Raw genomic sequence first — 22,224 nt, 5'->3', positions numbered from 1 at the left:
TCCCCGGCATGAGCCTCGTCAAGAAATTCGCCACCGTCGCTTCCGGCACGCTGATGAGCCGCGCGCTGGGTTTCGGCCGCGAGATGCTGATGGCGGCGGCGCTCGGCACCGGGCCGGTCGCCGACGCCTTCAACGCCGCCTTCCAGTTTCCCAACACCTTCCGCCGGCTGTTCGCCGAAGGCGCCTTCAACGCCGCTTTCGTGCCGCTGTTCGCCAAGGAGATCGAGCAGCACGGCAATGAAGGCGCCAAGCGCTTCTCGGAGGAAGTGTTCGGGGTGCTGTTTTCGGCGCTGCTGGCGCTCACCATCGCCATGGAACTGGCGATGCCGCTGATCGTGCGCTACCTGGTGGCGCCGGGCTTTGCCGATATCCCCGGCAAGTTCGAGACGACCGTCAGGCTTGCCACGATCATGTTCCCGTATCTCATCTGCATGTCGCTCGGCGCCATGATGGCCGGCATGCTGAATTCGCTGCGCCGCTATTTCGCGGCGGCGATCGCGCCCGCCTTCCTCAACATCATCCTGATCGCCGTGCTGGGTTACGCCTGGTATCACGGGCTGGATGCGCATGATGTCGGCTTCGGCCTGTCCTGGGGCGTGCTGGCGGCGGGCATCGTGCAGCTCGCCATCGTCTGGATCGCGGTGCGCCATGCCGGCATCTCGATCGGCTTTCGCCGTCCGAAGATGACGCCCAACGTCAAGCGGCTGCTGATCCTGGCGCTGCCGGCGGCGATCACCGGCGGCATCACCCAGATCAACCAGCTGATCGGCACGGCGATCGCCTCGGCGCAGAACAGCGCGGTGTCGTCGCTCGCCTATGCCGACCGCATCTACCAACTGCCGCTCGGCGTCGTCGGCGTGGCCGTCGCCATCGTGCTGTTGCCGGAGCTGTCGCGGGCGCTGAAATCGGGCAACCTCGTCGAGGCCGCGAACCTGCAGAACCGCTCGGTCGAGTTCACCCTGTTCATGACATTGCCGGCCGCCGCGGCGCTTTGGGTGATGTCGGAACCGATCGTGCGGCTGGTCTATGAGCGCGGCGCTTTCGCCGCCAACCATTCGACGCCGATCGTCGCCTCGATCCTGGCGATCTTCGGCCTAGGCCTGCCCGCCTTCGTGCTGATCAAGGCTTTCACGCCGGGCTATTTCGCGCGCGAGGACACGCGCACGCCGATGATCTTCGCAGCCATTTCGGTCGGCGTGAACGTCGCCACGGCGCTCACCCTATTCCCGTCCATGGGGGCGCCGGGCATAGCGGTGGCCTCGGCCGTCGCGGGCTGGGTCAACGCGCTGATGCTGCTCGCCATGCTGATCCGCCGCGGTCATTGGGGCCGCGACATCCCGCTCTTGAAGCGCATTCCAAGGCTGGTGCTGTCGGCGGTGATCATGGCGACCGCGCTTTACTTCGCCGAGCACTACTTCGCCGCAAGGCTAGGGCCCGGCTCGCCCCTGGTGGTGAAGGCGACGACGCTGTTCGCGCTGGTCGGCGGGGGTGCGGCGCTCTATTTCATCGCCGCCTTCGGCACCGGCGGCGCCGAATTCGGCATGATCCGCAGGAACGTGAAGCGGGGCGAGGCAAAATCTGCGCCGCCAGTCACGAAACAGTCTCCAGATCAGTGAGCCTGAATTCGTCGGCGGTGGAAAGCATCGGAACTGCGTAGTAGTGGGCGCAAGCGTAGTGGAAACAATCCGCCATGTTCAGGCGCATGGCGTTGCTGCGAAACCGCGACGCGGCCTCGATAGATAGCGACGCTGCCTCGGGTGCGGGCGGAAGCTCGCGCAACGCAATTGCCCGCTCTTCCAGAAAGCGGCCCACAATCTCCGCACTTCTGACGACCGGTATGGCTAGCTTTTCCGGTCGCGCTAGCGCCATCGCCGCCTCCCACACGGCGATGGCGGAAGTGAGCGGTGCCGACGCTTCCGTGACCGCTCGCGCGCAGCGCTCGGCTTCGACCTCGTTGCTTAGCATCGCGACGATGGCTGCAGCGTCGACAAACATCAGTCGTCGCCAGACAATTCATCGTAGACCGAACGAGGCAGCGGCTTGCGCGCCTGCTCGCTCAACTCAATTCCAAATTCGGCCCTGAGCCGAGCAGCCGTCTCCAACGGCGTCTCACGATTGCGGCGACGCTCCAAGGCTTCGCGCATGGCGATCACGATGGCCTCGGTGATGCCGACACCCTCGATCCTCGCCAAGGTGCGAGTCAGGCTGTCCGCTTCCTTATTGTTGATATTGATGGTCATCGCTATCCTACATTTCTCTATGTAGCTAACACAATGTAGCAAACTATGCGAGATACATCAATGGCGGACCCCGGAACGGGAGATACGGGAGCCAGATCAAATCCCAAGATAGGAAGATTGTAGGCGCTGAGCCGGCAGCCTCTTGATCCCGCTGTCCCCTTCGGCCATAAGCGCGCCCGTCGAAAGACTTTCGCCGCGCGCGAAACGGCCCTCCACAAGCCATGAGGAACTCATGTCCCCCTTCAAGCCACTCGTCTTTTCGGGCGTCCAGCCGACCGGCAATCTGCATCTCGGCAACTATCTCGGTGCCATCAAGAAATTCGTCGCCCTTCAGGAACAGTCCGACTGCATCTATTGCGTCGTCGACCTGCATTCGCTGACGGCGCAGCTCGTCCATCATGACCTCGGCGACCAGACCCGCTCGATCACCGCTGCGTTCCTGGCCTCCGGCATCGACCCGAAGAAGCACATCGTCTTCAACCAGTCGCGGGTCATGCAACACGCCGAGCTTGCCTGGATCTTCAACTGCGTGGCGCGCATAGGCTGGATGTACCGGATGACGCAGTTCAAGGACAAGGCCGGCAAGGACCGCGAGAATGCCTCTCTCGGCTTGCTCGCCTATCCCAGCCTGATGGCCGCCGACATCCTGCTCTACCGCGCCACCCATGTGCCGGTGGGCGAGGACCAGAAGCAGCATCTGGAGCTCACTCGCGACATCGCGCAGAAGTTCAACAACGACTTCTCCGAGAAGATCGCGGCGCTCGGCGTCGGCGTCGAAATGCAGGTCGGCGAGGAGACCGTGAACGGCTATTTCCCGATCACCGAACCGGTCATCGGCGGTCCGGCGGCGCGCATCATGAGCCTGCGCGACGGTTCCAAAAAGATGTCGAAGTCGGACCCGTCCGACCTGTCGCGCATCAACCTGACCGACGATTCCGACACCATCTCGAAGAAGATCCGCAAGGCCAAGACCGATCCGGAGGCCTTGCCGAGCGAGGTCGACGGGCTGGAAAGCCGGCCCGAAGCGGAGAACCTCGTCGGCATCTATGCGGGCCTGGCCGAGATCTCGAAGGAAGACGTGCTGAAGGAATATGGCGGCCAACAGTTTTCCGTGTTCAAGCCGGCGCTGGCCGACCTTGCGGTCGAGAAGCTGGCGCCGATCGCTTCGGAGATGCGCCGCATCCAGGGCGACCGCGCCTATGTCGACGCCGTGCTCAAGGACGGCGGCGACCGGGCCCGCGCCATCGCCGAGGGCACGATGAAGACGGTGCGCGACATTATCGGCCTGCTGCAGGACTGACCGACCGGTCTAATTGTTTCGACGCAATTCCGGACGGGAAACCGCTTCACACTTTTCCTGGAATTGCTCCAGGACCATCGCCACGCCGGCCGGTGGCTTGCCGCCGGTTCGCGGCGGTGGCAGATTGCGGCCGAATTGATACCGAGCAGATAGACATGGTCTCCAAACGCCTCAGCCGCGAAGCCGGCCATCGCCGCAAATTCCTGGCGATCATCGACGACACGCCCGAATGCGAGCGCGCGGTCGCCTACGCCTCGAAGCGGGCGCAGCACACCAACGGCGTGCTGGTGCTGCTCTATGTCATCGAGCCTGACGACTTCCAGCACTGGCTGGGCGTGGAAAAGATCATGCGCGAGGAAGCAAACGCGACGGCGCGCGGAGCCCTCGACGGCCACGCCAACAAGGTACGCCAGAGCGTCGGCATCGAGCCGGAACTGGTGGTGCGCGAGGGCAAGCCAACCGACGAGATCCACAAGCTGATCGAGGACGACCAGGACATTGCCATTCTAGTGCTGGCCGCCGGCGCCGGCAAGGAAGGTCCGGGACCGCTGGTCAGCGCGGTTGCCGGCCGGGGGGCGGCTTTCCCAATTCCTGTCACGGTGGTGCCGCAGAATCTGTCGGATGAGGAGATCGACAGCCTCGCCTGAGATGTGCTGATATTCAGGTGAGGCCGGTCTGCGAACGGCCTGACCTGAATCTCAACACATCTCAAGTGGATGAGGGTCGAAAACATTCCGCCAGCCAGCCGTTCCAGCGACGCGTTTCGCTTGAATGTCCAGCCGATAGAGCCTATTTAGAATTATTCCAAACTATCGGCCCGGGAAGGGCCTGGAGATACCCATGTTCATCCAGACCGAATCGACGCCGAACCCGGCCACGCTGAAATTCCTGCCGGGCAAGGAAGTGTTACGCGAAGGCACAGCCGATTTCCGCAACGCCGAAGCCGCGGCGGAGGCCTCGCCGCTAGCCGGCCGTCTGTTCGAGATCCCGGGCGTCACCGGCGTTTTCTTCGGCTATGACTTCATCACCGTGACCAAGGACGGCCCGGACTGGCAGCATCTGAAGCCGGCCATCCTCGGTGCCATCATGGAACATTTCATGTCCGGCGCGCCGGTCATGGCCTCGGTCGCTCCGGCGAGCGAAGCCGGCGGGACCGGCGAGTTCTACGACAAGGCCGACGAGGAGCTGGTGCTGACCATCAAGGAACTGCTCGACACGCGCGTGCGTCCCGCGGTTGCCCAGGACGGCGGCGACATCACCTTCCGCGGCTTCGAGAACGGCACCGTGTTCCTGCACATGAAGGGCGCCTGTGCCGGCTGCCCGTCGTCGACCGCAACGCTGAAGCACGGCATCCAGAACCTGCTTCGCCACTTCGTTCCGGAGGTCCAGCAGGTCGAGCAGGTCGCCTGACGCCCATTGATAGTTCTACCCTGCTGACCATCTGCTTCGGTTTTCTGCGCTTCCGGTGCCACGTACTTAAACGTACGCTCCGCTCCGGTTCTCGAAAACCAAACCATATGGATTCAGCAGGACGAACTCTCAAAAGGGCGTCGAGCCGCACCACCCAAAAAACAAAAAACCGGGCCCCAACAGCCCGGCTTTCTGTTTTCAGGACGTCTTGTTGTTGCCTAGACGGTCCGCCTGCGAAACTCTTTAGTTGACCATGATCTTTCCCGAAAACCGGCTTCCACTTTTCGGGATCATGGTCCTTACATCACGATGACCTTGGCGCCGACCGACGTGCGGTCGTAGAGGTCGATAATGTCCTGGTTCATCAGCCGGATGCAGCCCGACGACATCGCTTTGCCGATCGAGAACCATTCCGGGCTGCCATGCAGGCGGTAACCCATGTCGCCGCCCTTGTTGAAGAGGTACATGGCGCGCGCGCCGAGCGGGTTCTTCAGGCCCGGTTCCATGCCGCCGGCGAACTTGGCGAGCTCAGGCTGGCGCTTGATCATCTGCGAAGGCGGCGTCCAGGTCGGCCATTCGCGCTTCAGCGCGATGTGGGCGGTGCCGTGCCACTCGAAACCCTCGCGGCCGACGCCGATGCCGTAACGCATCGCCATGCCGTCGCCCTCGATGAAGTAGAGGAACTTGTTCTGGGTATCGACAATGATGGTGCCCGGCTTTTCCGAAGTGTCATAGCGCACTTCCTGGCGGTGGTACCTGGCGGGGACCTTCTCGATCGGGATGCGCGGCAGCTGATAGCCGGCATCGGTCATCGCGCCATAGTTGTTGGTGAACAACTGCCCGCCGATGGTGCTGCAGCCGCTGACCGCGGTCGACAGCGCAAGGGCGGCGAGGATTGCAAACGACTTCAAGCGCATGAAAAGGTCCGACGCCCTGTCTCTGTATCAGCGGCACGAGTCGGCCGCTTTCTTGCCATCATTCATGCTGGCATTTCTTTTGCTTGCCAAGCGCGCACTGCCTATATGCAAGGCCTTACCTGACGGTAGATGCCGAACTGCGGCATTTCCGCAACAGGCCTCACAGGATTGTGAAACAAAATCAATGAGGCGGCTTCAAGGGCCGCCAGGGACTCGAGGAGAGCGCCATGAATGTCGGAGACGCCGCCGAACGTTCCGGCCTGCCGGCCAAGACGATCCGCTACTATGAGGAGATCGGACTGATCCGTCCGGCGCGGGCCGACAATGGCTATCGCGATTATTCCGGCGAGGATATCCACCGGCTCGCCTTCCTGCGCCGCGCGCGCAATCTCGGCTTCTCAATCGACGATTGCAGGCAGCTTATGGCGCTCTATCAGGACCGCGACCGCGCCAGCCACGACGTGCGCGAGATCGCCGCCGCCCATGTCAGGGCGATCGAGGAAAAGGTGCGCGAATTGCAGTCGATGCGCTCGACGCTGCAAAAGCTGATCCACGCCTGCCACGGCGACGACCGGCCGGACTGCCCGATCCTGGACGACATGGCGGGCGCGGCCTGAGGTCCGAGGTCCGTCAGCGCTTCCAGAAATCGCGGTGCGGGGCGAGTAGCTCCTCCGCGATTTCGGGGAACGGACCAAAGACCTCGATCTTCTTCTGGCCGGAAGCGAAAACGGTGCGCGAGGCGAGGTTCATCGTCGGATTCTCCTCGTGATCGCCGGTGAGCGCCAGCAGATCGGTTTCCTCGTAGCCGTAGACCAGCCGCCCGATATTGGCCCAATACATCGTTCCCGCGCACATCGCGCAAGGCTCGCCGGTCGTGACCAGCGTGCATTGCCACAGGAACTCCGGCTCATAGGCCGCCGCCGCGCGGCGGGCGAGCTCGGTCTCGGCATGGCGGACGGTGTCGAGATTGCCCTGGCGCATCAGCACCTGATCGTCGGGTCCAACCAGCACGGAACCGAAAGGATGATGCCCATGCGCCGCCGCCTCGCGCGCGACGGCGTCGGCGGACCGAAGGTGGGCGAGCATCTGATCACGGGTCATGGGGAAATCCTCTCACGGCGAGATTGCTGCCGAGGCATATGATTAGCAAGAACTTCTCTTCGCTTGCGCCGCCATTTCGAGCGAGCGCTTGCAAGGACCCCTATCCATCCGGGCGTTGGGGTTTCATCACGCTGGCTTTTGTCCATCTTCGCCGCCATCATGGGCCATTGGGCATCCAGGAAGATATCGAACGCGTCGAGCAGCACATCCGCGAGATTGAACAGCGGATAGAGCGCCAGCGCGGGGTGATCACCCAAGCCGAGGAAAGCGGCTTGCCGACGGACGGCCCGCGCAACTTCCTGTGGTTCCTGAAGGAAACGCGGAGCCTGAGCCGGGATCACCTCGCCAGGCTTCTGGCGGACGAGTTTCGGGCGAAGGATTCGCAGTAACGGTGTGGCAGCCTTCATCCCCAAGGGCTGAGCCGCAAACCCGTTAGCCATACAATGCGCGACAGTCCGCAGGTGCGTCTGCTCGGCTTTCCCAACTATAATCGCAAAGGACGCTAGTTGGCCCGAATGCGATAGTCGCGAGGTGCCACTACAAGCTGGAAGCGTTCGCTCGCAGCCGTCGAAGAAAGAGCCGCATTGTGTCGAGCGCCACGGCCTCTACAAGTGCGGCGCTTGCCGTTCGCCGCCAGGGAACAGTTTCCCGCGTCGCGAGTTTCTAGAGCTAGGCGGACGCGCGTCCCGATTTGAAGGCTGCCATCGTGATGCACCGAATCGAAGACACCAAAAAGCTTGCTAAGGAAGTCTATCAGCGGGAATGGGAAAGCCTGGTCCGCATCAAGGAAACTCAAGAACTCATAGAGACCAACCGCCGGCTCACAGAGAGGTCCCGCGAACTGTCAGCCATGCTCTTGGCAGGGCTGGCAACCGGATTTGATATCCAAGAGTAGGGTGGTTCAAATATATAATCGCCCGCCCACAGGGGTTCAAACCGTGAACAAAATCTGGCATGGTGTCCCCCATGCCCATCGTTTCCCCGATTACCCTCAACCCCTTGATCGACGGCCGCCAGTCGGAGCGCGCCATGCTGGTGCGGCGTGGCGTGCAGCGGCTGCTCCGCGAAATGGGCGCGCATGTGCTGCCGGAGCTGTCTTTGGCCACCGGCCGGCGCGCCGATCTCGTCGCGCTGACAAGACAAGGCGACATCTGGATCATCGAGATCAAATCCTCGATCGAGGATTTCCGCGTCGACCGCAAATGGCCCGACTACCGGCTCCATTCCGACCGCTTCTTCTTCGCCACCCATCCCGGCGTTCAGCAGGATATCTTTCCCGAGGAATGCGGCTTCATCCTTTCCGACGGCTATGGCGCGGAGATCCTGCGCGATGCGCCGGAGCACCGCATGGCGGGGGCAACGCGCAAGGCGCTGATGCTGCGGATCGCGCGGGCGGGCGCCGCGCGGCTCTTGGCAGCCGAGCTTGCCGGCGTCGCGGTGCCGGCGCTGGACGGCGAGAGCGAGTAGATCCTCCGCGCAAGGATTGAGCGCCGGCGTCTTGCCATCGGCGTCCGACGTCGAGCCAGGGCTCAAAGCGAACCCCCGCCTGCGGCCGACGAGAATTTTCGTCTCGCACCGATGATTTACGCCGATCTCGATTGTCTTCACCTACAGGCGCGTCCGGATGGCCGGCGGCCCGGAAAAGAGGTGATCACATGAAACCGTTGCAAAATCAGAATGTCGTCGTGGTTGGAGGCAGCCGGGGTGTCGGCCGCGCGATCGTGGAAGCCGCGCTTGGCGCGGGAGCGACCGTGCTTGCCGTCGCCCGAGGCGCCGCCGACCTGAAGCAGCTTGCCTGGGAACGGCCGGGCTTGAAGACCCTCAGCATGGACGCGACGGCGGAAGCCGCGCCGCAAGCGGTTTTCAATGCGCTGGCGCCCGACGTGCTGGTGGTCTGCGCGGGGGCGCTCGCCGCTGCCGCGCCGATCCAGGAGCAGAGCTGGGAAGTCTTCTCGGCGAATTGGGAAATGGATGTCAAGGCATCGTTCCTGTTCTGCCGCGAAGCCCTCAAGGGTCGGCTGAAGCCCGGAGCCCGCGTGCTGCTGATTGCCAGCGGCGCCGCCGTCACCGGCGGCCCGCCGAATTCAGGCGGCTATGCCGGCGCCAAGCGCATGCAGATATTTCTGGCCGGCCACTGCCAGAAGGAATCCGACAAGCTCGGCCTCGGCCTGCGCTTCATGGCGCTTTCGCCGGCCCGCATCATGCCGGGCACCGGGGTCGGCGATCGCGGCATCGACAGCATTGCCGCGTACATGGGCATCCGCCCGGCCGACTTCCTCGCCAGCTTGAGCGACATGCAGACGCCGGACGATGTCGGACGGGCAGTGGTCGAGCTCGCGTCGGGCAAGCCGCAGGGCAGTTCCTTTACCGTGAGCGGCAACGGCCTTGCGGCAGCAGCGTGAGGCGAGCAGGATGGCGGCCGAATTCAGCGCGCCGGGCTTCCCATGACTGACGCCTCCGGCCCCTTCGAGCCTTTAGATAGGCAAGGCCGGCCGGTCCTCGACCGGCTGGCCTTCGAACGCCTGAGCGTCGCCCACCGCCGGGCGCTCAAACTGCATTGCTACCGGATGATGGGTTCGCTCAACGAGGCGGACGATCTCGTCCAGGAGACGTTCCTCAAGGCCTGGCGCGCGCGGTCGCAATTCGACGGGCGCGGCTCGGCGCGCGGCTGGCTCTACGCGATCGCCACCAAGAGCTGCCTCAACGCGATCAAGGCACGGTCGTCGGCGCGGCGCATTCTCGAGCAGCCCGGGCGGCCGCCCTCCGAAGGAGGCGCGACCGGCGGCCCGACCGCGGAACTCGCCTGGCTGGAGCCATATCCGGACGCGGAGCTGCCGGATATTGCCGACGACGGGCCCGGCCCGGAAGCGCGCTACGAGGCTCGCGAGGCGGTACGGCTCGCCTTTGTCGCAGCGATCCAGCTGCTGCCGCCCAGGCAGCGCGCGGCCCTCCTGCTTTGCGATGTGCTCGGATGGTCCGCCATCGAGACCGCGCAATTGCTCGGCGGAACTACGGCCTCGATCAACAGCGCCTTGCAGCGGGCCCGAACGACACTGGGCAACCGCCAAGTGCGCCCGCCGCAGCGGTCGCGGCCCAGCGCGGACGAAGGCGTGCTGCTCGAACGCTATATGCAGGCCTGGCAGGCCGACAATCTCGCGGGGCTTGTCGACCTTTTGCGCGAGGACGCCGTCTACCACATGCCGCCCTGGCGGGAATGGTACCATGGACGCCCAGCGATCGGCGCTTTCCTTCGAACCGTCTGGGGCAATTTTGCCGGCTATCGGGCGGTGGCCGTCGGCGCCAACGCCCAGCCGGCGGTGGGCATCTACGCGCTCGGCCGCCGGGATTCCACCTGGCGGCCGCATTCGCTGCATGTCATCGAAAACACCGACGGCAAGATCGCCTCGCTGACGATCTATGTCCCGCCGCTCGGCCCCGCCCTGTTCGAGGCCTTTGGCCTACCGCCGGAGCCACTTGCCTTAAGGGTCTAGTCCACATCCTCATCCGCGCCGGCCGCGGGCGCCGTCAGCAGCACGGCGGCGCCCAGCAGCGCGGCAACCAGCGAGCCGGCGAGGATGCCGACCTTCACCGCGTCCTGGAGCGCCGGATCGGCGGCGAAGGCGAGCAGGCCGATGAACAGGCTCATGGTGAAGCCGATGCCGCAGAGCAGCGAAATGCCCAGCATGTGCAGCCAGCCGGCATTGACCGGCAGGTCGGCGAGGCCGAAGCGGATGGCGAGCGCCGAGGAGCCGAAAACGCCGACCAGCTTGCCGAGAACCAAGCCGGCGGCGACGCCGAGCGTCAGCGGCTCGACAAGGGCTGCAAAGCTTAAGTCCCCGAGCGAGACGCCGGCATTGGCGAAGCCGAAGATCGGGATGACGAGGAACGGTACGAGCTTGTGCAGGCCGTGCTCCAGCCGGTGCAGCGGCGAATGTTCTTTATCGTGGCTGATGCCGGGAGACCGCTCCAGCGGGATGGTGAGCGCCAGCGCGACACCGGCCAGCGTGGCATGCACGCCCGACTTCAGCACCAGCACCCACAGGACGACGCCAAGCAGGAGATACGGCCAGAGCTTCATGGCCCGCATGCGGTTGAGCACGACCAGCAGAGCGATAACCGCAAAGGCGGCGGCCAGATACGCGAGCGACAGGCCACTGGTGTAGAACAGCGCGATGATGATGACGGCGCCGAGATCGTCGATGATGGCCAAAGCGGTGAGGAAGACTTTCAGCGAGGCCGGCACACGGCTGCCGAGCAGCGAGAGCACGCCGAGCGCGAAGGCGATGTCGGTGGCGGTGGGGATCGCCCAGCCGGAGAGTGCCGCCTGATTGTCGCGGTTGACCAGGACATAGACCAGCGCCGGCACCACCATGCCGCCGGCGGCGGCGATGCCGGGCAGCACGCGGCGCGGCCAGGTCGAGAGCTGCCCGTCGAGCATCTCGCGCTTGATCTCCAGCCCGACCAGCAGGAAGAACACCGCCATCAGCCCGTCATTGATCCAGTGCGAGACGCTGAGCGGCCCGAGATAAGCGTGGAGCACGGCGAAATAGGTCTCGGCCAAAGGCGAGTTGGCGACGATGAGCGCCAGGGCCGCGGCCGCCATCAGGATGATGCCGCCCGCGGCCTCGCCGTCGAGGAATTCGCGCAGGATCAATTTCGGCCGTTGATCCAAAGCCTGCATTTCTCCTCCTCACTTCCCTTTCGGCGGCGCGATGATGCGCAAACTTCAACGGCCGGGCAAGCATCGAAGGCAATCGTCGCGGCGTATCTGTCATTTCCGAACGCCGGCGCTGCCCCTCATCTGCCTGCCGGCATCTTCTCCCCGTGGAACGGGGAGAAGATGCGCTCTCGCCTAGGATTTCGCTAAATCTCCGAGGTGCGGCCAGCCCCTTCTCCCCGTCACTATACGGGGAGAAGTGCCCGGTAGGGCGATGAGGGGCAGCGCCGGCTTTGGCGGTTGGCTCCTTCACTACAAGCCGGACCAAGACCGACCTGTAGCGCATAATGCTGCGCGCTCAGCGATGCCTAACGCGGCGCCCGCTTTGCGAGAATCCGCTGCAGGGTGCGGCGATGCATGTTGAGGCGGCGCGCCGTCTCGGAAACGTTGCGGTCGCACATTTCGTAGACGCGCTGGATGTGCTCCCAGCGCACGCGGTCGGCCGACATCGGGTTTTCCGGCGGCGCGGCACGTTCGCCGGAGGTGCGGGTGAGCGCGGCGAAGACGTCGTCGGCATCGGCGGGCTTGGAGAGATAGTCGATGGCGCCGAGCTTCACCGCCGTCACCGCGGTGGCGATGTTGCCATAGCCGGTCAGGATGATGGCGCGGGCGTCGTCGCGCTTTTCGCGGATGGCTGCAACGACATCGAGGCCGTTGCCGTCGCCGAGACGCATGTCGACCACCGCATAGGCCGGCGGATGGGCGCGCGCCTTGGCGACAGCCTCTTCGACGCTTTCCGCCGTCTCGACCACGAAGCCCCTGGTTTCCATGGCCCGGGCGAGCCGGGTGAGAAAGGGCTTGTCGTCCTCGACGATGAGCAGCGAGGTGTCCTCGCCCTCGACCATTGCGCCAGCCGTCTCGTCTCCGCTCATCTTATCGGCACCCTATTGACCAAAAGCGCTACCCGTCGAAACGAATTCCGGCGAAGGCGCTCGAAGTCCATGTTTTTCGGGCATGCCGCTTTTCCAGACACAATTTTGGGCGACATGCTTCACTTTTACGCAGATACAGTCCCGCAAGAGCAATGTCCAATTTTTAGAGCCGGCAACAGAGCTGCCATGCGGTGCTTGCAAGGTCGACGCACCATCCAGCCAAGGTTACGCATTGTCGAACATGGTGGCCGAAGCCTGATCCTGGTTGAGGAAGACGCCACGCGGCCAGACGACCTGCACCACCGCGCCTTCGCCGAGCCCGCTCGAATTGCGGAAATCGATAGTGGCGCCGGACCGTTCCAGCAAGGTCTTGGCGATGAACAGACCAAGCCCCAGGCCGCCGCCCGCCTCCGTGCCCTGGCGCGTCGACATATAGGGCTCGCCGATGCGGTCGATGATCTCGGCCGGGAACCCCGGCCCGTCATCGGTGATGGAGAAGGTGACCGTCTCATTGTCCCAGCTCCAGCTGACGGTGACCGACTTGCGGGCGAAATCGACAGCGTTCTCGACCAGATTGCCGAGCCCGTAGATGACGCCGGGGTTGCGCTGGCCGACCGGCTCGGCGCCGATGCGCTCGCCGGGCCGCAGCCGGATCGAGATGCCGAAATCGCGGTGCGGCGCCGTCACCTCCTCGATCAGCGAGGTGAGCGGCATGCGCGACAGATGCGCTTCGCCTTCCGAGGACAGGCTGGTCAGCCGCTTCAGGATCTCGCGGCAGCGTTCGCTCTGCGAGCGCAGGAGCTTGACGTCCTCGCCGTATTTCGGGTCCTTGCCGAGCGCCTTTTCCATCTCCTTGGCGACCACAGTGATGGTGGCCAGCGGCGTGCCGAGCTCATGCGCGGCGGCGGCGGCCAGCCCGTCCAGCGCCGAAAGATGCTGCTCGCGCTGCAGCACCAGCTCGGTGGCGGCCAAAGCGTTGGCGAGCAGGCGCGCTTCCGCCGCGACGCGGAAGGCATAGATCGCGGTGAAGGCGATCGAGGCGAAGACCGCCATCCACATGCCGGCGACATAGATGAAGGGCATCGGCAACGGCGCGTCTTGGTACCAGGGCAGCGGCAGGTGGAAGAACACCAGCAGCGTCGCGGCCACCATGACCAGCGCGCCGAGGATCGCGGTGAACCGCAGCGGCAGCGACGCGGCCGAAATGACAACAGGCACGGAAAGCAGCACCGAGAACGGGTTGGTCAAGCCTCCGGTCATGTAAAGCAAACCGCTGAGCTGCAGGCCGTCGAAGGTCAAGATGGCGAAGGCCGAGAGCGGGGTGAGCCGATGCGCGGCCGGATAGCGGAAGGTGAGCCACAGATTCATCCACGCCGACAAGGCGATGAGCGCGAAGCACATCGAGACCGGCAGCGGGAATTTCAGCCCATAGGCGACGACCAGCACGGTCAGGCTCTGGCCGACGATGGCCAGCCAGCGCAGGCGGACCAGCGTGTTGAGCCGCAACCGCTGGCTTGGCTGGGAATCAGGCGCGCGCAGGATGTTTATCATCGACTTACGATTATAACCGCGGGAGAGTAAGCGCTAGTAGTGCTGTAAAAGGCGCCTTGCGCGATTCGCATTAGCCGAGGCCCTTCGCGATTTCGTCATCCACGGGCGGAGCGACGCGAAGCGGAGCGCAGACCCGAGGATGACGACGTGATGGGCTTTTGCGCCAATCGCCAATGCATGCGGTCCGTCAACGCAAGCGGCCTGTCAAAGATCGTCCCGCCCACGATCACGTTCCCCGCGGCTTGGCGCGGCTGGTGGCGGCGGCCAGCAGCGGGTTTTCCGGCCAGACATGCTTTGGGTAGCGGCCGCGCATGTCGGTGCGCACATCCGCCCAGGAGCCCCGCCAGAAGCCGGGCAAGTCCCGCGTCGTCTGGATCGGGCGATGCGCCGGCGACAGAAGCTCCAGGGTCAGCGGCACGGTGCCGTTGGCGATGCACGGATGCCGGTCGAGGCCGAAGAGTTCCTGCACGCGGATCGCCAGCACAGGCCATTCGCCGTCATAGCGGATGGGAACATGGCTGCCGGACGGCGCGTCGAAATGGGTCGGCGCCAGCGCGTCGACCTTGCGCTGCAGGTCATGGGGGACAAGCGCCATGAGCGCCGACGACAAAGTCGCCGGCTTGATGGCCGCGAAGGACGCGTCGCCGGAAAGAAACGGCAGGAGCCAGTCGTCGAGGCGCTCGACAAGCGCTTCATCCGAAACGTCTGGCCAGGGCGCGCCGAGGCCGCGATGCAGCCAGCCGAGCCGCCGGCGGAGCGCTTCCGCCTCCTTGCCCCAATCGAGCAGCGACAGGCCGTGCTCTCTCAGCGCGTCGAGGATGGCGCGGTCGGCATCGGCGCCGGACGGCGCCGGCAGCATGCGTTCGGACAACGTGATGGCGCCGAGCCTGGCGGTCTCGCGCATGCGCACGGCGCGGCGCTCGCGGTCGAAGCTCGTCTCGCGCTTCGTTTCGAAGCGATCGGCAAGAGCGGCGCGGATATCGGCTTCGCCGACCGGCGCGGCCGCGGTGATGCGGGCGTTCTGCGCCTTGCCCTGCAAGTCGGCGACGACGAGCCAGGTTTCGTTGGCGAGCGGATCGGCGGCATCGACCATGGCGCCCGAACCGTTGGCGAGCACGAAGCGGCCGCGCTCGCCGCGCGCCCTCGCGACGCGATCCGGCCAGGCATGGATCAAAAGGGGGCCGGCAGAGGCCGCTTCGCCGCCCTGCCCGCCACCGGCCTGCCTGGCCAGACGCTCGGCGAGCTGTCTGGCGGCGTTGGCGCGCGGCGATTTCTCGCCGCGAAACCGGATCAGACGCCGCTCCAGATCGGCGCTGTCGCCGCCCAGCCCGCGCTCGGTCAAAAGCACGGCAAGCGTCGCCGCTTCGAGCGCATGGCCGGTCTTCGCGGCTTCGGCCACCATATGCGCCAGCCGCACCGGCAGCGCCAGCTTGCGCATGGCGGCGCCTGCTTCCGTCAGCCGCCCTGCCTCATCGCTGGCGTGCAGCGCCTTGAGCAGAACCCTTGCCTCGTTGAGCGCCGGCGCCGGCGGCGGATCGAGGAAGGACAGGCTCGACGGATCGGCGACACCGAAGGCGGCGCAGTCGAGCAGCAGGCCCGACAGATCGGCCTCGAGGATTTCCGGCGGCGTGAAGGCGGGAAGCGACGCGGTCTGCTCGGCCCGCCACAGGCGCACCGCCACGCCGGCATGCGTGCGCCCGGCGCGGCCGGCGCGCTGATCGGCCGAGGCCCTGCTGACACGCACCGTCTCCAGCCTGGTCAGGCCGCTTGCCGGCTCATAGCGCGGCAGGCGCGACAGGCCGGAATCGATGACGACGCGCACGCCATCTATGGTGATGGACGTCTCGGCGATCGAGGTCGCCAGCACCACCTTGCGGCGGCCGGCCGGCGCCGGCCTGATCGCCTGGTCTTGCGCCTTGTTGTCGAGCTGGCCGTAGAGCGGAACGATATCGGTGTCGGCCGCAACGTTGCCCTGAAGCCGCTCGGCGGTGCGCTCGATCTCGCGCTGTCCAGGCAGGAAGGCGAGCACGCTGCCCTGCTCGGTGGCCAATGCGGAGCGCACGGCCTTGGCCATGGCGTCCTCGACCGCCGTGCCTGCCGGCCGTTCGTCGTAGCGGATCTCGACCGGAAAGGCGCGGCCCTCGCTTTCGATCACCGGCGCTTCGGACAAAAGCTTCGCCACGCGCGCGCCGTCGAGCGTCGCCGACATGACCAGCAGGCGCAGGTCCGGCCGCAACGCGCCCTGCACGTCGAGCGCCAGCGCCAGGCCGAAATCGCCGTCCAGCGAGCGCTCGTGAAATTCGTCGAAGATCACCGCCGAGACGCCCGGCAGCTCCGGATCGTCGAGGATCATGCGCGAGAGCACGCCTTCGGTGACAACCAGGATCTTTGTCCGTGCCGAGGTCCGGTTCTCCATGCGCATGGCGTAGCCGACCGTGCCGCCCGGCTCCTCGCCGAGCAGTTCAGCCATGCGGCGGGCTGCGGCGCGGGCGGCGAGCCGCCGCGGTTCGAGCAGCACGATCCGGCCCTCCCCCAGCCACGGCGCGTCGAGCAGCGCCAGCGGCACCAGCGTCGTCTTGCCGGCGCCGGGCGGCGCCACCAGCACGGCGCTGTTCCGCTGCGAGAGCGCTTCGCCAAGTGCCGGCAGCACGGCTGTGACCGGAAGCTCCGGCAAGGGTTTCGTCATCATGTCGCCCGCATATCAGCGGTCGCGGTCGCCATGCAACGTATGCGCTCAGAGCCTGGTGCGCGAAAACGGGTTCCAGCGCACGGTGCCGAGCCGGACTTCTTCGCGCACCATCGTCAGCAGGCCGGATGCGCCGACCACCGCCAGGCCGACCAGCGACAGCCAGTCGGGATATTCCTGGAAGAACAGCGCGCCGAGGATGACCGCCCAGACGATCTGCGAATAATGCGTCGGCGCGATGCGGTTTGCCGGCGCGTATTTGACCGCAAGCAATTGCAGCAGCTGCCCGCCGGCGGTGAAGAGGCCCGCCATCATCAGCCAGACCAGTTGCCCGAGATTGGGTAGCGCGAACGAGGTGGCGGCCGCGCCGACGCCGTTGAAGACAAGGCCGTAGCCGACCAGCGCGCCGAGGATCGTCGTGCGCTTTTCCTGCTGGGCGAGCGAGCGCATCAGGATGACGCTGATGGCGGCGAGGAAGGCGTTGGCGAAGGCGGCGAGATGGCCGAGATGCAATTCGCGAAAACCCGGCCGCACCACCAGCATCACGCCGGCAAAGCCGGCGACCACGGCGAGCCACCGCCAGGGACCGACCTTCTCCTTGAGGATGACTGTCGACAGGATGGTGACCAGCAACGGCGCAAGGAAGATCAGCGCGTAGACTTCCGCCAGCGGAATAGTGGTGAAGGCAAAGACGCTGAGCACGCCAGAGACGATGCCGGCCAGAGCGCGCGCTTGCACCGCCCAAGGCCTTTTGGTGCGCCAGAAATCGCGCCAGCGCTCGTCCCCGGGCTTGGTGAAGAACAGGAAGCAGCCGGCAAACAGGGTCGAGAAGAAGCCGATCTCGAAGACGGTGAACTGCCCGCCCAGGCTCTTGATGACGGCGTCGCTGAACGAATAGCTTGCATAGGCGATGAGAGCGAGCAGAATTCCGTTCGGCATGTCATTTCCGGGAGAGAAGACGTGAAGATACTGGCGCTGGGCGCCCATCCCGACGACATCGAGATATTCATGTTCGGTACGCTGGCCGCCTATGCCGCGCAAGGCGCAGAGCTCAATTTTGCGATAGCCACCGATGGTGCCAAGGGCGGTATGGGCGACCCGGCGGCGCTTGCACGCAGGCGGCGCAAGGAAGCGGCCAAGGCGGCAAGCCTGCTAGGCGTCGAGCCGCGCTTCCTCGACTTTCCCGACGGCGAACTCGTCGCCGATGCCGCGCTGATTGCGGCGCTGAAGGCGCTGATCGGCGAGGTGAAGCCCGACCTCGCGATCACCCATGCGCCCTATGACTATCATGGCGACCACCGCGCGCTGTCCGACGGCGTGCGCAGCGCGGGGTCCTTCGCGGTGCCGGTGCTGCATGCCGACACGCTCGGCGGCACCGGTTTTTCACCGACGCATTATGTCGAGATCTCGCAGCATTGGGAGATCAAGGCTGAAGCGATCCGCGCGCACCAGTCGCAAGGCCCGGAGCATTATGTGCACCGGGCGCGCCTCCAGAACGAGTTTCGCGCCGGCCAGTGCAACGGCGCCTCCGGCGCGCTGGCGGAAGCTTTCCGCTTCGAGCCTATTTTCCCCTTCGCTGACATACGCGCGCTGCTGCCGCCGGCGCCGGCGATCCGGCCGGTCATGGCAAGCCCCAGCCCTGCCACCGGGGCCAGCTGACCGCGGCCGAAACAGGTCCGGTGATCATTTCCCAACGATTTCAATGACGCGCTTTGGCATGCTGCGGCGCAGCAACGAATTCGCTTGCGTTGTTTAGTAAAAAGAGCATCACTAAACAAATTACTAAACATCGGCAGCGCATCGCGCTTCGTGTTTTAGGCCCTCGGAGGAGCGAGGGTTGAGGGGCTCTTGAAACCGTCATCCGGACGCGTTTCGCAAATGGGAGGTAAGGCATGAAATCGACCTTGAAACTGGCGTTGGGACTGGCCTCGGCGATGTTTGCGTCGACAGCCGTCTCGAACGTCGCGCATGCGGAAGACCTGACGCTGTGCTGGGCGGCCTGGGATCCGGCCAACGCGCTTGTGGAACTGTCCAAGGACTTCACCAAGGAAACCGGCATAGGCATGAAGTTCGAGTTCGTGCCGTGGACGAACTACGCCGACCGCTTCCTCAACGAGCTCAACTCGCACGGCAAGCTCTGCGACCTGATCATCGGCGACAGCCAGTGGATCGGCGGCGCCGCCGAGAACGGCCATTACGTCAAGCTGAACGACTTCTTCGACAAGGAGAAGATCAGCATGGACGACTTCGTGCCGGCGACCGTTGTCGGCTACTCGGAATGGCCGAAGAACACGCCGAACTACTGGGCGCTGCCGGCGATGGGCGACGTCGTCGGCTGGACCTACCGCAAGGACTGGTTCTCCAAGCCCGAGCTGCAGAAGGAATTCAAGGAGAAGTATGGCTGGGACCTCGCCGCGCCGACCACCTTCGACCAGCTGAAGCAGATCGCTGAATTCTTCCAGAAGCGGCAGATCGACGGCAAGACCGTCTATGGCGCGTCGATCTACACCGAGCGCGGCTCGGAAGGCATCACCATGGGCGCCATGGATGTGCTCTACAGCTTTGGCTTCCAGTATGAGAACCCGAAGAAGCCCTATGAGATGGAAGGCTTCGTCAACTCCGAGAAATCGGTGAAGGGGCTGGAATTCTACAAAGCGCTCTACGACTGCTGCACGCCTCCTGGTTCCTCCAATGCCTACATGGGCGAAGGTGTCGACGCCTTCAAATCCGGACAGGTGGCGATGCATATGAACTTCGCCTTCACCTGGCCCGGCCTGCAGAAGGACGAGAATGTCGGCGGCGACAAGATCGGCTATTTCGTCAATCCGAAAGGTCCCGACGGCGATCAGTTCGCGCAGCTCGGCGGCCAGGGCATCTCGGTGGTGTCCTACTCCGACAAGCAGGAATCGGCGCTGAAATACATCAAGTGGTTCGCCAACAAGGACGTGCAGGCCAAGTGGTGGTCGCTCGGCGGCTATTCCTGCCTGAACTCCGTGGTCAAGGACCCGAAGTTCCCCTCCAGCCAGCCCTATGCGCAGGCCTTCCTGGACTCGATGGCCATTGTGAAGGATTTCTGGGCCGAACCCAGCTACGCGCCGCTGCTGCAGGCCTCGCAGAAGCGCTTCCATGACTATGTCGTGGCCGGCCAGGGCTCGGCCAAGGACGCGCTCGACGGCCTGGTCAAGGACTGGACGCAGGTCTTCCAGGACGACGGCAAGATGTAAGGCTCCTCCCGAGCTTGATCGAGGCGTCCCGTGCCGCCCTTGGCACGGGACGCAGTTCAGATAAATTCCATAGCCGAGACTGACCCGTGACCGAAGCAGGACTTACCATGCTCAATCGGACTGCGGACAACGTTGCCCGGGCGACCCCGGAGCCGTTGGCCAAGAGGATCCGGGGCATCAGCGACAAGGGCCTCGCCTGGCTGTTCATCTCGCCGACGATCCTTCTGTTGCTTGCCATCAACATCTTCCCGCTGTTCTGGGCGATCTATCTGTCGTTCACCAACTACCGCGCCAACCGCCCCAACGAAGTGGTGAAGAACCTCGGGCTCGCCAATTACCAGCGCATCCTCGGCGACCACGACATCTGGATCGCCATGCAGACGACGGCGCATTTCGTGTTCTGGACGATCCTGCTGCAGACGGTGATCGGCTTCACGCTGGCCTGGCTGATCGACCGCAAGTTCCGCGGCCATGCCTTCTGGACCACAATCATCCTGGTGCCGATGATGCTGTCGCCGGCGGTGGTCGGCAATTTCTGGCGCTTCCTCTACGAGCCGCAGATCGGGCTGTTCTCCTATGTCATCTCCTTCGTCACCGGCATTCCGCCGACGAATGTGCAGATGCTGTCCAATGTCGAGCTGGCGCCGTGGGCGATCATCATCGTCGACACCTGGATGTGGACGCCCTACGTGATGCTGATCTGCCTCGCCGGCCTGCGCTCCATCCCCGAATACATCTATGAGGCGGCCGAGGTCGACCGCGCCTCCAACTGGCGGCAGTTCTGGTCGATCACGCTGCCGATGGCGCTGCCCTTCATCATGCTGGCGGTGCTGTTCCGCGGCATCGAGAACTTCAAGATGTTCGACATGGTCAACCTCTTGACCGGCGGCGGACCCGGCTCGACCACCGAGGTCGCCTCGATCACGCTGAAGCGGCAGGCCTTCGAAAGCTGGCGCACCGGCTATTCCTCGGCCTTCGCCATCATCCTGTTCGTCGCGGTGTTCGGGCTGGCCAACATCTACGTCAAGGCGCTCAACAAGGTGAAGCAGAGATGAGCCTGACCACCGCCCATTCCGTCGTAGCACCCTCGTCGAACGCGAAGCTGATCGCCGGCACGATCATCATAGCCTATGCGCTGATCTCGATCGTGCCGCTGTTGTGGATCTTCGCCACCAGCTTCAAGACGCCGCCGGACTCGATCGCCTATCCGCCCAAGATCGTCTTCCAGCCGAGCATCGAAGGCTATTGCAACCTGTTCACCACCCGCACACGGCAGACGCCGGAATACATCAACTCGCTCGGACCGGCGACCGGTTTCTGCGACGAGACCGTGCGCAAGCGCAACATGGTGATGGCCGGGCCGTCGAACTTCCTGCCGCGCTTCGTCAACTCGCTGATCATCGCCTTCGGCTCGACCTTCTGCGCGGTGTTTTTGGGCACGCTCTCGGCCTATGGCTTCTCGCGCTTCAAGGTGCCGCTGGCCGACGACCTTCTGTTCTTCATCCTGTCGACGCGCTTCATGCCGCCGATCGCGGTGGCGATCCCGATCTACCTGATGTATCGCGAGCTCGGCCTCTCCGACACCGCGCTCGGCATGATCCTGCTCTACACGGCGGTCAACGTCTCGCTGGCAGTCTGGCTGCTCAAAGGCTTCATCGAAGAGATCCCGCGCGAATATGAAGAGGCGGCGATGATCGACGGCTATACGCGGCTGCAGGCGTTCTGGCGCACCGTGCTGCCGCAGGCCACGACCGGCATCGCCGCGACCGCGATCTTCTGCCTGATCTTTGCCTGGAACGAATACGCGTTCGCCGCTCTGCTGACCTCCGGCACGGCGCAGACCGCGCCGCCCTTCATCCCGACCATCATCGGCGAGGGCGGCCAGGACTGGCCGGCGGTGGCGGCCGGCACAACCATCTTCCTGGTGCCGATCCTCGTCTTCACCATCCTGCTCCGCAAGCAACTCTTGCGCGGCATCACCTTCGGCGCGGTGCGCAAATGAGCACGATCCAGACTGCAAAACGCAAATCGCGCTGGCCCGTCTGGGCAAGGCGCGGGCTGATGGAGAACATCGCCACGGCGATCATCGCGATCGGCTTCCTGATGCTGTTCCAGTCCTTCGCGCTGTCGCTCTACACCTATTCCTTCATCACCATGCTCGCCGGCACGGTGATGTTCATCATCGTCTCGAAATTTCCGGAATAGA

General features: G+C 64.6%; 24 protein-coding genes. 15 read left to right on the top strand and 9 right to left on the bottom strand.

Annotation, left to right across the window (positions count from 1 at the left end; genetic code table 11):
- The first annotated feature begins 8 nt into the window (after window positions 1–8).
- Complete coding sequence (murJ, locus tag EJ068_RS18800) at window positions 9–1,616, top strand: murein biosynthesis integral membrane protein MurJ (protein WP_127249399.1); 1,608 nt, start codon at window positions 9–11, stop codon at window positions 1,614–1,616.
- On the opposite strand, the gene EJ068_RS18795 is transcribed toward murJ, so the two are convergent.
- Both EJ068_RS18795 and EJ068_RS18790 read right to left on the bottom strand, forming a co-directional pair.
- A complete protein-coding gene (locus EJ068_RS18795) occupies window positions 1,591–1,995 on the bottom strand; it encodes a type II toxin-antitoxin system VapC family toxin (RefSeq protein ID WP_127249398.1) in 405 nt (134 codons plus the stop codon). The genes murJ and EJ068_RS18795 overlap by 26 nt on opposite strands.
- Window positions 1,995–2,240 carry a PSK operon transcription factor gene (locus tag EJ068_RS18790; protein WP_042645823.1) on the bottom strand — a complete coding sequence of 82 codons (246 nt, stop codon included), beginning with the start codon at window positions 2,238–2,240 and terminating at the stop codon, window positions 1,995–1,997. The genes EJ068_RS18795 and EJ068_RS18790 overlap by 1 nt, the downstream gene beginning before the upstream one ends.
- Window positions 2,241–2,472: 232 nt before the next feature.
- On the opposite strand from EJ068_RS18790, the gene trpS reads away from it, so the two are divergent.
- The 3 genes from trpS (at window position 2,473) to EJ068_RS18775 (ending at window position 4,950) form a co-directional block, all read left to right on the top strand.
- Complete coding sequence (gene trpS, locus EJ068_RS18785) at window positions 2,473–3,540, top strand: tryptophan--tRNA ligase (RefSeq protein ID WP_127249397.1); 1,068 nt, start codon at window positions 2,473–2,475, stop codon at window positions 3,538–3,540.
- 155 nt (window positions 3,541–3,695) lie between these two features.
- Window positions 3,696–4,187, top strand: a complete 492-nt coding sequence (locus tag EJ068_RS18780; protein ID WP_042645830.1) for a universal stress protein — start codon at window positions 3,696–3,698, stop codon at window positions 4,185–4,187.
- Window positions 4,188–4,380: 193 nt separating this feature from the next.
- A complete protein-coding gene (locus EJ068_RS18775; RefSeq protein ID WP_127249396.1) occupies window positions 4,381–4,950 on the top strand; it encodes a NifU family protein in 570 nt (189 codons plus the stop codon).
- Window positions 4,951–5,249: 299 nt separating this feature from the next.
- Here the strand turns inward: EJ068_RS18775 and EJ068_RS18770 are convergent, their stop codons facing one another.
- Entirely contained in the window at window positions 5,250–5,867 is a 618-nt protein-coding gene (locus EJ068_RS18770) for a L,D-transpeptidase (protein ID WP_042645832.1), read from the bottom strand.
- 227 nt (window positions 5,868–6,094) lie between these two features.
- On the opposite strand from EJ068_RS18770, the gene cueR reads away from it, so the two are divergent.
- Complete coding sequence (gene cueR / locus EJ068_RS18765) at window positions 6,095–6,484, top strand: Cu(I)-responsive transcriptional regulator (RefSeq protein ID WP_042645833.1); 390 nt, start codon at window positions 6,095–6,097, stop codon at window positions 6,482–6,484.
- 13 nt (window positions 6,485–6,497) lie between these two features.
- Here cueR and EJ068_RS18760 read toward each other — a convergent pair whose 3' ends face one another.
- Window positions 6,498–6,968 carry a nucleoside deaminase gene (locus EJ068_RS18760; RefSeq protein ID WP_127249394.1) on the bottom strand — a complete coding sequence of 157 codons (471 nt, stop codon included), beginning with the start codon at window positions 6,966–6,968 and terminating at the stop codon, window positions 6,498–6,500.
- A gap of 167 nt (window positions 6,969–7,135) precedes the next feature.
- Here EJ068_RS18760 and EJ068_RS18755 point away from each other — a divergent pair, with 167 nt between their 5' ends.
- The 5 genes from EJ068_RS18755 to EJ068_RS18735 all read left to right on the top strand — a co-directional run bounded on the left by EJ068_RS18755 (window position 7,136) and on the right by EJ068_RS18735 (window position 10,459).
- Complete coding sequence (locus tag EJ068_RS18755) at window positions 7,136–7,357, top strand: hypothetical protein (RefSeq protein WP_127249393.1); 222 nt, start codon at window positions 7,136–7,138, stop codon at window positions 7,355–7,357.
- Between the two features lie 302 nt (window positions 7,358–7,659).
- On the top strand, window positions 7,660–7,863 hold the full coding sequence (locus EJ068_RS33345) for a hypothetical protein (RefSeq protein ID WP_245463149.1): 204 nt from the start codon (window positions 7,660–7,662) through the stop codon (window positions 7,861–7,863).
- 71 nt (window positions 7,864–7,934) lie between these two features.
- On the top strand, window positions 7,935–8,435 hold the full coding sequence (locus tag EJ068_RS18745) for an MmcB family DNA repair protein (RefSeq protein ID WP_189342622.1): 501 nt from the start codon (window positions 7,935–7,937) through the stop codon (window positions 8,433–8,435).
- 188 nt (window positions 8,436–8,623) lie between these two features.
- The gene (locus EJ068_RS18740) at window positions 8,624–9,370 is read left to right on the top strand and encodes an SDR family oxidoreductase (protein WP_127249390.1); all 747 of its coding nucleotides are present in this window, start codon (window positions 8,624–8,626) and stop codon (window positions 9,368–9,370) included.
- 42 nt (window positions 9,371–9,412) lie between these two features.
- Window positions 9,413–10,459 (top strand): RNA polymerase subunit sigma-70, encoded by a 1,047-nt coding sequence (locus EJ068_RS18735; protein ID WP_127249389.1) that lies wholly within the window; start codon window positions 9,413–9,415, stop codon window positions 10,457–10,459.
- Here EJ068_RS18735 and nhaA read toward each other — a convergent pair.
- The 5 genes from nhaA to EJ068_RS18710 form a co-directional block, all read right to left on the bottom strand.
- The gene (gene nhaA / locus EJ068_RS18730; RefSeq protein WP_127249388.1) at window positions 10,456–11,649 is read right to left on the bottom strand and encodes a Na+/H+ antiporter NhaA; all 1,194 of its coding nucleotides are present in this window, start codon (window positions 11,647–11,649) and stop codon (window positions 10,456–10,458) included. The genes EJ068_RS18735 and nhaA overlap by 4 nt on opposite strands.
- Before the next feature lie 344 nt (window positions 11,650–11,993).
- The gene (locus EJ068_RS18725; RefSeq protein WP_108703014.1) at window positions 11,994–12,557 is read right to left on the bottom strand and encodes an ActR/PrrA/RegA family redox response regulator transcription factor; all 564 of its coding nucleotides are present in this window, start codon (window positions 12,555–12,557) and stop codon (window positions 11,994–11,996) included.
- Between the two features lie 225 nt (window positions 12,558–12,782).
- Window positions 12,783–14,108 (bottom strand): ActS/PrrB/RegB family redox-sensitive histidine kinase, encoded by a 1,326-nt coding sequence (locus EJ068_RS18720; protein ID WP_127249387.1) that lies wholly within the window; start codon window positions 14,106–14,108, stop codon window positions 12,783–12,785.
- Between the two features lie 226 nt (window positions 14,109–14,334).
- Window positions 14,335–16,797 (bottom strand): ATP-dependent helicase HrpB, encoded by a 2,463-nt coding sequence (gene hrpB / locus EJ068_RS18715; RefSeq protein ID WP_127249386.1) that lies wholly within the window; start codon window positions 16,795–16,797, stop codon window positions 14,335–14,337.
- A gap of 45 nt (window positions 16,798–16,842) precedes the next feature.
- Window positions 16,843–17,733, bottom strand: a complete 891-nt coding sequence (locus EJ068_RS18710) for a DMT family transporter (RefSeq protein ID WP_127249385.1) — start codon at window positions 17,731–17,733, stop codon at window positions 16,843–16,845.
- A 21-nt stretch (window positions 17,734–17,754) separates the two neighbouring features.
- Here EJ068_RS18710 and EJ068_RS18705 point away from each other — a divergent pair, with 21 nt between their 5' ends.
- The 5 genes from EJ068_RS18705 (at window position 17,755) to EJ068_RS18685 (ending at window position 22,223) form a co-directional block, all read left to right on the top strand.
- A complete protein-coding gene (locus EJ068_RS18705) occupies window positions 17,755–18,453 on the top strand; it encodes a PIG-L deacetylase family protein (RefSeq protein WP_128315502.1) in 699 nt (232 codons plus the stop codon).
- A 233-nt stretch (window positions 18,454–18,686) separates the two neighbouring features.
- The gene (locus tag EJ068_RS18700) at window positions 18,687–20,018 is read left to right on the top strand and encodes an ABC transporter substrate-binding protein (RefSeq protein WP_127249383.1); all 1,332 of its coding nucleotides are present in this window, start codon (window positions 18,687–18,689) and stop codon (window positions 20,016–20,018) included.
- 107 nt (window positions 20,019–20,125) lie between these two features.
- Window positions 20,126–21,073: a sugar ABC transporter permease gene (locus EJ068_RS18695; protein ID WP_126079773.1), complete on the top strand. Its 948-nt coding sequence runs from the start codon at window positions 20,126–20,128 to the stop codon at window positions 21,071–21,073.
- Window positions 21,070–22,020: a carbohydrate ABC transporter permease gene (locus tag EJ068_RS18690; RefSeq protein WP_129554687.1), complete on the top strand. Its 951-nt coding sequence runs from the start codon at window positions 21,070–21,072 to the stop codon at window positions 22,018–22,020. The genes EJ068_RS18695 and EJ068_RS18690 overlap by 4 nt, the downstream gene beginning before the upstream one ends.
- Window positions 22,017–22,223, top strand: a complete 207-nt coding sequence (locus tag EJ068_RS18685; RefSeq protein WP_126079774.1) for a hypothetical protein — start codon at window positions 22,017–22,019, stop codon at window positions 22,221–22,223. The genes EJ068_RS18690 and EJ068_RS18685 overlap by 4 nt, the downstream gene beginning before the upstream one ends.
- The last annotated feature ends 1 nt before the right edge of the window (window position 22,224 follow it).

Source organism: Mesorhizobium sp. M2A.F.Ca.ET.043.02.1.1 (assembly GCF_003952405.1).
In the GTDB taxonomy this organism is placed as follows: Bacteria; Pseudomonadota; Alphaproteobacteria; order Rhizobiales; family Rhizobiaceae; genus Mesorhizobium.
This window is presented reverse-complemented; position numbering and strand designations above follow the sequence as displayed.